Origin of the sequence: Methylobacterium sp. Leaf94 (assembly GCF_001426045.1) — a bacterium.
In the GTDB taxonomy this organism is placed as follows: Bacteria; Pseudomonadota; Alphaproteobacteria; order Rhizobiales; family Beijerinckiaceae; genus Methylobacterium.
Window position 1 is genome coordinate 1 of record NZ_LMRM01000043.1, and the last position, 9,415, is coordinate 9,415.

Genomic DNA, 9,415 nt, shown 5'->3' on the forward strand with positions numbered 1-9,415 from the left:
TCCGGATGTCTGCTTCATCTTCGCTCCTCAGGGGCTACGATGAACCAGCCATCCTCCGTTCGTGAAGACCCTCAATCTGTCTCACAGGTGCTGACGTCGGACACTCCAGGGCTTCGCCCTGTTGCGTCAGGCCGAGCCCGATCTTGAAGAGCATATTGACGTCGTCTGCGCCGACCTCGGTGATCAGGTGCCGTCCGTAGGCCAGGGCCGCCTCGCTGCCGGCCGCTAGTTGCTTGAACTTGCCGAAGCCAAACGTCCGCTCCAGCGCGGGCTCGGCGGTAAAGGCCGTGTCGTAGACCCGCAGCATGCCGTCCCGGTCGCCCATGTCGGCGCAGGCACGCACCGCCCGCTCCAAGGCCCAGGCCTCGCGGACCTTGTCCCGCAGCAATTGTGCCCGGTGCGCCTCGGCGGCAGCGGCGAGCTCCCAGCGTCCTTCGACCACCGCAGCGAGCGGCGCATCCAGGTCCATCGGATGTCCGATCCAAGCGATGCGACCCGCGCCATCCACGATGAAGGCCGTCGGCACACCCTGCTGGTAGGCCGCGTCGCACCAGGCGACGCGCATCAGGCTCCGGCCGATCTCGTGATCCGGCCGGCGGTCGATGGCGATCCGGTAGCCGATCCGGTCGTCCCACGTGCGCACGAAGGTCTGCACGACCTCAAGCTCCGCCCACCCGACGGCAATCCCAAGGATCAGCACGGCCGGATGGCGCCCCTGAAGATCCGTCAGATGCGGAATGCTGGCGGCGCAGGGGCCACACCAGGTCGCCCAAAATTCGACGACGTGGACGCGGCCCGGTGCGAAGCCCGTGATCGGTTCGCCTTTCAGAAACGTCTCGATCTCGATGGCCGGAGCGGGATCGCCGATGAGCAGCTCGGATGAGGACATGAGTGACGACCTTCCTGAGGACTGTGTCGCGCGGGACTCGGCCAAGCGGGACTCGGCCAAAATGGCCTGAAACCTGACCCGTCCGCCGACGCGGACCGGGCGATGCGTCCGGTAGAGCGGAGCGGAGCCGTTACTTGCGCGGCAGGCGCCCGGTGGGTTCCGCCGCCGCCAGCGGCGGAACCGATGGGGGAGTCGGCGGGGCCTCGGATGCGACGGTCCGAGGACCGGTCAACGGCAGCAGGACTGCGTTGACTGGGGCGAGGGCCGCGTCGAAGGCATGAAGGCCCTCGGTGATCGGTCCCACGATCCGTCCGACCGGTGCGAAGACGTAGGCGACGAGATCCGGCCCCAGCGCATTGTCCGGCCGCGGCGGCTTCTGCCCCGGCGGATCGAAGCCTCCCGGTGCCGGAGTGGAAGCCGCGGAGGCGGCGAGAAGGCCGGCCCTCGCGGAACCCTCCCGCCCGGTACCGGGCTGGGCCACACTGGGTGCAGCCGGTGCGGTCGTCCCGGGCGCCAGCGGTTGCGCTTCAGCGGCGAATGGTCCCCCGAGGATCAGCCCAAGGCTCATCATGACGATCGATCTCACGTCCCGTCCCTCCAGATCGGGCAAGGGTGCCGCCCGAATGTGCCCATGAAGAAAAAAATTGAGCCCGGCGGTCCAATGGCGGGGAACCCCTGGGTTTGCCGGCTCGGGATACGCCGACGCGATCACGGCACCACCGGATCTCCGGCAATCGCCACGAGCAGGCGAGCATCACCGATAAGGCGCGCCGCAGCGCGTCGCGCGTCCTCCGAGGTCACCGCGGCGATGCGCGTGTTCTGGGTGTCGAGCCAGTCCAGCGGGCGCCCGTCGAGCTGCAATCCCAGCAAGAGGGCTGAAATGGCCGATGAACTGTCGAGGCGCAGCTTGGAGGAGCCGATGAGGTAGCCCTTGCTCCGCTCCATCTCGTCGGCCTCGAGGCCCTCGCGAGACAACCGGACAAGCTCCGCCTCGATCACGTCGAGCGCCTCCGCGACGCGATCGTTCCGGGTCGCGGTGCGGCCCACGAGAGTCGAGGCGCCATCCGCCACCTGAAGGGCGGTGCCCATCGCGTAGCAGAGCCCTCGCTTCTTCCGGACCTCCCGAAACAGGCGCGAGGACATGTCCCCGCCCAGGCACTGGTTCACCACGGTGGCAGCAGCGAAGTCCGGGTCCTTGCGGGAGGGGCCGGGCCGTCCGAAGCGAATCGTCGATTGCGGAAGGTCGAGCCGGGTGACGATGCGTTCGCCGAGCCCCTGCAGCGCGATCGCCGGCGTCTGCGCCGGCGCGCCCATCGGGAGTTCGAGGAAGACGCGATCCAGGGCAAGGCAGAGATCGTCCGGCCCGATCGCACCGACGACGGCGACCCGCAGGTTATTGCGGTTCAGCATCCGCGTCTGCACCGCCGCAAGGTCCGCCTGCTCGATCCGCGGCAGGCTGTCGAGATCCCCAGAGGTCGGCTGGCCATAGGGATGCCCGGCGAACCCGCGCGCGGCGAAGGTCTGGCTCACCACCTGATCCGGGCGGCTGAGGCCGGCGCGAACCTCCGCCTCCATCGCGCTTCGAACCCGAATGATGTCGTCCGCGGCCAGGCGTGGGTCACGCAAGGCGAGGCACAGCAGATCGAAGGCCGCTTCGGTCTCGCGGGCGAGCGTCTTGAGTTCGCCGCGCAGGCTGTCGCTCCAGACCGAGAAGGACATCTGGATCGCACGGTCGCCCAGGGCCCGGCGGAACGTGCCCCCGTCCATCGATCCGGCGCCCTCAGTGAGCAGGTTGGCGAGCATTCGTACGGTGCCGGCCCGGCCGCATGGATCGAGCGTGGGACCGCCCCGAAACCCGACCTGCATCGACAGGATCGGCAGCGTATGGTCCTCGAGGAGCCAGGCCTCGATACCGCCGGGGCTGCGCAGACATTGCACGCGGGCGGCGAGGGGCTTGCCGGAGGGGTTCGGCCTCACCGAAGGGTGAGGCTTCCCGGAAGACGTCATGTGAATCGTCATGGAGAGAGATCTTCCCCGGTCAGGCCGCTCGAGACCGAACGAGATGGCCCGATACGCCGCCCCGCCACTCCAGCAGGGCAAGAGCCTGCTGGAGCGCGTCGGCGTCGACCGCCTCGATGCGGGCCTGCCACGTCGCGAGATCGTCGAGCGTGAGGCCACAGCACAGGGCCATGCCGTACCAGTTGGCGAGGCTCACCTGACTGTCACGGGCGTACAGGGCGCTGGCTACGAGTTGCGTCTTGGCGCGCGTGATGGCGGAGGCCTCGAAACCCGAGACCCGCAAAGCGTCGAGCAACGCGTCGATCGCACGGTCGAGATCCTCGGGCGTGGTCCCGAACGCGGGTGAACCCTGGATGTAGAAGCGCGACGGACCGCGGAAGAGGGCGGACCAGTAGGAGGCCTCGACGCGGGTCGCACAGGCCTGCGCGACGACGAGTTGCGTGTGGAAGATCGAGGTGCTGCCGCCGCCCAGCAGGAAGGCGAGCACGTCCAGGGCCTCCGCCTGGCCCGGGGCCGCATCGGCGGGCGAGGGGACCTGATGCAGCCGCGTCAGTTGCGGGTCGCCGACGGTGGTCTCGACCAGGGTGATCTGCCGGTGGGCCCGGCTCGGCGGATTCGCCGGGTGCCAGCGCGCGGACGGCGCGCCAGAGGCCGGGATCGCACCGTAGATCTCGGCGGCGAGGTTCCGCACCGCCTCCGGTTCGGCATCGCCGGCCACCACCAGGAGCGCATTCTCGGGCGTGTAGAAGCGCCGGTAATAGGCGAGGGCATCGGCCCGGGTCAGGCCGGCGATTTCGTGACGCCAGCCGATGATGGGACGCCCCGACGGATGGGCCGGGCTCGCGGCGATCGCCACCGCCTCTCCGAGGAGGCCGGCCGGGTTGGCATCCGCAACCATCGAGCGCTCCTCCAGGACGACGCCCCGCTCGGTGGTGACCACGGCGTCTTCGAAGACGAGATTGCGCATGCGATCGGCTTCGTAGGCCATGCAGGTCGCCAGGTACTCGTTGGGGATACGCTGGTGATAGGCGGTGAAGTCCCAACCCGTGAACGCGTTCTCCTCGCCGCCCAGCGAGGCGAGGATTTCACTGAAGACGCCGGCGGGATACCGCTCGGTGCCCTTGAACATCAGATGTTCGAGGAAATGGGCCAGTCCGGACTTGCCGGGCGGGTCGTCCGTCGAACCGTTGCGGTACCAGATCATGTGGGTGACGATCGAGCTGCGGCGATCCGGGATGACGACGACCTGCATCCCGTTCTCGAGCCCGAATGCCGAGACCGCGATGGCCGTGTGCGCCGCCGCCGGGGGGGGCGGAAGGTGGGACGATTTCGGAGGCATGTCTGCTCGTTTCGGGTTTGGAAAGGTGCCCGGCTGGGAGGCGGGATCTTGCGTCCCGTGCCTCGGCCGGAGCGCTACCGGCGGCTGAAGTTCAACGGGATCGTTTGCGTGATCGGTTGGCCGCCCGGGGGCGGCGGGAAGGGGGCCGCCCGGTACATCACGGCCACCGCCTCGGCATCGAGAGCCGCATTGCCGGAGGATGCGATGAGGCGCGCGCCCATCACGCTGCCGTTGGCCGCGAACGTGACGCTCACCACCGACACCCCGACGGCGCCGGCCGCGGACGGAGGGAAGCGCTTGGCGCGGACGATCCGGGCGCGCATCTCGTTCTGCCAGGTCGCGCGGGACGCCTGGCTGATCGCCGAACCGGCGGCGGCGGCGGCGGTCCGGTTCGCATTCTGCTGGTCCGACTTCGGACCGCCGCCGCTCCGGGACGCTGCACTGGGATGAGACTTCTTCTGGACGTGGATTTTCGGGGCTGGCTTCTTGAGAGGCCGCGGCTTCTCGGGCGGCTTGGGTTCGGGCGCTTTGGGTTCGGGCGCCTTCACCTTTTTCGGGATCGTCGGGGGAAGAACGGCCTGGGGTGCGACCTGCGGCGGGGGCGCCTCGAGAACCGCCTCGGGATCGGGCGGTGGCGGAGCCTCGTCGAAGGGCTCCGGCTGGGCCTGTTGTGCATCCGGCGCCGCCGGACCGTCCTTGTCGTTGTCCACGTCGGATTTCGCGACGGTGGGCTCTGGCGACATGTCGATCATGATCGCCGCGGGCATCTCCTGCGGAGCGGAAGCCTTCTCGGACCTCTGCGTCAGGGCGAGGTAGAGCCCGACATGGACGGTGAGCATTAGGAGGACGGCCACCGCCCAGCCCAAGAACCGGAGCAGCACGGACGGCTCGGACCTTTCCAACTCCGCGCGACGCTGCTCGGTGGCCTGAAGAAAGGCTTCAGGCGGCGGATGCATCATGGTTGCGCTCCGCCGGACGTCTCCTCGAGACCGACGAGGCCGACCTTGAGATAGCCTGCGCTGCGAAGCAGGTTCATCACCTGCATCAGTTCGCCGTAGGGCACACCCTTGTCGGCCCGCAGGAAGATGCGCTCGTCCTTGTTGCCTTTCGTCGCGTCATCAAGGGCCGTGCCGAGATTCGGCCGGGCCACCGCGTCCTCTCCCAGGGTGACGGATAGATCGGATTTGATGCTGACATAGACCGGCTTGTCCGGCCGCGGCTGCTGGGGTGCGGAAGAGGTCGGCAACTCGACCGGAACACCCACGGTCGAGAGCGGCGCCGCAACCATGAAGATGATCATCAGCACCAGGATCACGTCGATGAACGGCGTGATGTTGATCTCGGCGTTCTCGACGAGATCGTCGCCGCCGTTGGATCCGAGGTTGACGGCCATGCGCCTACTCCGCAGCCAGGCGCAACTTGGACGGGCGGCCGTAGGTGACCGCCTCACGCGTGTCGAGGTCGCGCGACAGATGACGCATGACCAGCGCGACGGCGTCGCCGACCAAGGCCCGATAGCCGGTGATCGAGCGCGTCAGCGCGTTGTAGATCACGACGGCGGGGATCGCCGCGACGAGGCCGATGCCGGTGGCAAGCAGCGCTTCGGCGATGCCGGGCGCCACCACCGCGAGAGAGGTGGTGTTCGAGTTGGCGATGCCGATGAAGCTGCCCATGATGCCCCACACGGTGCCGAACAAGCCGACGAACGGGCCGATCGAACCGATCGTCGCCAGAATTCCGGTTCCGGACGCCATTCGCTTGCCGATCTTGCCTTCGATCCGAGTGAGCGCGATGGCCGCCCGCTCCTTGATGCCCTCGCTCGGCAGCCCCTGCGAGAGCACGACCTCGCCCTCGACCTCGATCAGCAGAAGCGCCCCGATGCCGCGGCGAACCTGGTCATTCGCCTCCGGCAGGCTGGCGACCGACCGTAGCGCCTTCAGGCTCGACCGGATCTGCCGTTTGGCGAAGGCCAGGCTCAGCGTCTTCACTAGGAGGATGGCCCAAGTCACCACCGACGCCAGGAGAAGCGTCACCATCACCGCCCGCACGACGACGTCCGCACTGAAGAACATCCCTATGGGCGAGAAGTCGTGGGCGGCACCGGCCGCCTTGCCGGTGGCCGGAAGCTGCGCGCTCGTCGCGCCGGGTCCCGCCGGCACGCTCGCGGGCGTGGACGCCGGGGGGAGCGCGGGCGCGCCTGGTACGCCCTTGTCCGGCGCGACGTTGGTCGATACGGCGTCTGCCGGTGCCTCGACGTCCTGCGCCGCTGCTGGCGTGGTGATCGCGGCCGCACCTAGCAGGATCAGGGCCGTGATCGTCAGGGCAATCCCACGCCGCGGACCGTTCGCCGAACCGGATTCATGAAAGGCCGTCGTCACCGTCATTGGGCTGAACCTTCGTTGCAGTCACCGTAGTGCTTCGAAGGCTCTGTGGGACGAGGCGCGCAATCTGCCACCCGACCCCCGCATTTTCCGGTTTGCCCAGGGTTTCCCGCGAGGGCGCAGACGACCTGTGGGGCCCCCGGCGCAGCGTGTTCCCGAGTGCGGTGTATTCGAGTCCGGCGCGCGTCCTGGACTCGACAAAGAGTTTGTTATCCTTCCCGCGGTCCTCATCGAAGCTGCAGCCTATCAGGTCGAGGACATTTCGGTTCGCAGTCACGACGGGTCCATTGGACCGGAAACGAACGACCGGCTGCGAGCGGTGAATGGCGGCGATCTGGCTGGCATCATCGCCGCTGGGCAGCCGTTCCTGCGCATCCACCCATGACGATCGCCCGGCGCGACGTCTCATCCGCGACGCGGAGACCACGGTGCATGCCGGTCCGCGTCGGGCGCTCTGTGTCCTCGCGGAACGCCTTCTCCGGGACCTGCAAGCCCGGGGCATCGCCCCTCGGGCGATCGTCGAGGGATATGGAACCCAGCGGCGCGTCCAGGTCGAGCGCGACTGCGAGGATGTTCGGCGTGGACTGCGCCATGAACCTGAGGCGGGCGCGCCACGGTCGGGTTGCAGCATCGCGCCGGTCATCGGCGATGTCGTTCGCCGCAGCATCGCGGGCCCTTTTTGACCCCGTTGCGGTCAGCCTTCGGACGTCGATTGCGGTCACCCTGGCGCCGGATGATCGTTCACGTTCACGTCAATGATCCGAATATACCAGATATTCGCCAGGCTTCATCGGAACCCGCCGTCACGGAGGCCGGTTACGGCGGGACTTGATTTGAGCGGATGGGAGTCCCGGTGACACTCGGCGTCGACAGGCATGAACTCCAGCAGATCGTGGCCGGACTGAGCGAGGGCGTGATCCTGGTCGAGCCCGACCAGACCATCGCCTACGCCAATGCGGCGGCGCTGGCCATGCATGGGGCCGAGAGCCTGGAGGAACTCGGCGGAACGGTGGATGCCTACCGCGAGCGCTTCGCCCTGCGCTACCGCAACAACCATGCCCTCAACCAGTATCCGATGGAGCGCGTCGTCTCGGGCGAGCGCTTCCACGACGTCATCGTCGAGGTCACGCGCACCGATCGACCCGATGCCGACTTCGTCCACTCGCTGCGCAGCCTGGTTGCGACCGACCGCGAGGGCCAGCCGAGCTGCCTCGCCCTTATCCTCAAGGACGTCTCCGACCAGTTCGAGGCCGAGGCGCGCTTCGAGGCGACCTTCAACGCCAACCCCGCACCCGCCGTGATCTGCCGACTCGCGGACCTGCGCTTCGTCAAGGTCAACCTCGGCTTCCTGGAGATGACCGGCTTCACCCGCGAGGCCGTCATCGGCCGCAGCGTCTACGAGGTCGACGTCCTGGCCAATGCCCGCAACCGGGACCTGGCGATCGATCGTCTCAACAGCGGCGGCACCATACCGCAGATGGAAGCCTGCCTCGACCTGCCCGACGGCGGCACCCGCTTCGTCATCGTGGCCGGGCAACCGATGGAACTCGGCGAAGAGCGCTGCATGCTCTTCACCTTCGCCGACCTCGAACTGCGGCGCAAGGCCGAGACCGCCCTGCGCCAGAGCGAGGAGCGCTTCGCCAAGGCGTTCCGCCTCACCCCCGTGCCAACCCTGCTGGCCCGCGCTGAAGGTCTGGCGATCACCGGCGTGAACGAGGCCTTCAGCCGCGCCTTCGGCTTTGGTTCTGAGACGGTCACCGGCCGCACGCCGGCCGATCTCGACCTTTGGGTCTCAGAGCCACAGCGCGACCGTTTCGAGACGGCCCTGGCGCGCACCGGCTGCGTGATGGGACTGGAGGTCTGCCTGCGTCATGAGGACGGGAGTAACCTCGATTGCCTGGTCTCGGCCGAGCGAGTCGAGATCGGCGCGGAGGCCTTCGTCCTCCTGGTGCTGCAGGACATCACTGAGCGCAAGCGGAGCGAGCGTGAGCTGTTCGAGGCGATCGAGGCGGTGATGGCCGACACCTCTTGGTTCAGCCGCGGACTGATCGAGAAGCTGGCCCACCTGCGCCAGCCCGGCGCGGGCCATCAGGATGCGGTCTCGCCCAACATGACGGTGCGCGAGCGCCAGATCCTGGACCTGATCTGCGCCGGGCTCTCGGACGAGGTCATCGCCAAACGACTGAACCTGTCCAAGAACACCGTGCGCAACCACGCGGCGGCCCTCTACCGGAAGCTCGACGTGCACAAGCGTACCGAGGCCATCGTCTGGGGCCGCAACAACGGCTTCCCGACAGCGTCGTCCGGGTAAAAAATCCTGGATTACCGGTACATTTTCACTATTGAAGCGGTGGTCCGAGGGGCCATCTCACGAACCAGGGACGACGGGCCGAGGGTTCCACCGCCGAACTTCACCCTCCGCCGGATCGGCGCCCCTCCAGCCGGGAGCTTCGACTTGACCGCTCTCAGATCGCCAGCCTGCGCTCTGCCGGAGCCCGACGTCCACCGGGGCTGGGTCAGGGCGACAGGCGGCGAACGGATCGGCGAACGGCAGGTCGGGACGGGGAACCCCACCCGGGCCGACACCAGGCCGGGATCGGCCCGGCGTTAGCCTCCGCGAGACCGGCGACGGCGTTCTTCGCCGCTCTCACCGGCAACACACCCACAACTCCGCGCCACGAAGCGCGCGCAGCAAGGACAACCATCATGGTCGACACGGATCGCATCACGGGCGCCGCCAAGGAGCTCGGCGGCAAGGTTCAGGGCACGGTGGGCGATCTCACCGGC

The 9,415-nt window shown here is 68.1% G+C and carries 9 protein-coding genes and 1 pseudogene; 3 read left to right on the plus strand and 7 right to left on the minus strand.

Going from position 1 to position 9,415, the window contains the following annotated elements; all coding sequences use genetic code 11:
* Positions 1-34: 34 nt before the first annotated feature.
* The 7 genes from ASG63_RS18360 to exbB form a co-directional block, all read right to left on the minus strand.
* The gene (locus ASG63_RS18360; protein WP_056219820.1) at positions 35-889 is read right to left on the minus strand and encodes a TlpA family protein disulfide reductase; all 855 of its coding nucleotides are present in this window, start codon (positions 887-889) and stop codon (positions 35-37) included.
* 130 nt (positions 890-1,019) lie between these two features.
* On the minus strand, positions 1,020-1,475 hold the full coding sequence (locus ASG63_RS18365; RefSeq protein ID WP_156394247.1) for a hypothetical protein: 456 nt from the start codon (positions 1,473-1,475) through the stop codon (positions 1,020-1,022).
* 122 nt (positions 1,476-1,597) lie between these two features.
* On the minus strand, positions 1,598-2,866 hold the full coding sequence (locus ASG63_RS18370; RefSeq protein ID WP_244476334.1) for a M16 family metallopeptidase: 1,269 nt from the start codon (positions 2,864-2,866) through the stop codon (positions 1,598-1,600).
* A 61-nt stretch (positions 2,867-2,927) separates the two neighbouring features.
* Positions 2,928-4,247: a M16 family metallopeptidase gene (locus ASG63_RS18375; RefSeq protein WP_056219826.1), complete on the minus strand. Its 1,320-nt coding sequence runs from the start codon at positions 4,245-4,247 to the stop codon at positions 2,928-2,930.
* Positions 4,248-4,321: 74 nt separating this feature from the next.
* Positions 4,322-5,206 (minus strand): TonB family protein, encoded by an 885-nt coding sequence (locus ASG63_RS18380; protein WP_056219829.1) that lies wholly within the window; start codon positions 5,204-5,206, stop codon positions 4,322-4,324.
* A complete protein-coding gene (gene exbD, locus ASG63_RS18385) occupies positions 5,203-5,640 on the minus strand; it encodes a TonB system transport protein ExbD (RefSeq protein WP_056219831.1) in 438 nt (145 codons plus the stop codon). Before exbD ends, ASG63_RS18380 begins: the two co-directional genes overlap by 4 nt.
* A 4-nt stretch (positions 5,641-5,644) precedes the next feature.
* Entirely contained in the window at positions 5,645-6,631 is a 987-nt protein-coding gene (exbB, locus tag ASG63_RS18390; protein ID WP_056219834.1) for a tonB-system energizer ExbB, read from the minus strand.
* A 320-nt stretch (positions 6,632-6,951) separates the two neighbouring features.
* Between exbB and ASG63_RS25510 the strand changes: the two genes are divergently transcribed.
* The 3 genes and pseudogenes from ASG63_RS25510 to ASG63_RS27110 form a co-directional block, all read left to right on the plus strand.
* Positions 6,952-7,311 (plus strand): hypothetical protein, encoded by a 360-nt coding sequence (locus ASG63_RS25510; protein WP_156394248.1) that lies wholly within the window; start codon positions 6,952-6,954, stop codon positions 7,309-7,311.
* 170 nt (positions 7,312-7,481) lie between these two features.
* Entirely contained in the window at positions 7,482-8,939 is a 1,458-nt protein-coding gene (locus tag ASG63_RS18400) for a helix-turn-helix transcriptional regulator (protein WP_056219844.1), read from the plus strand.
* 395 nt (positions 8,940-9,334) lie between these two features.
* A pseudogene (locus ASG63_RS27110) lies at positions 9,335-9,415 on the plus strand (CsbD family protein); the annotation flags it as partial.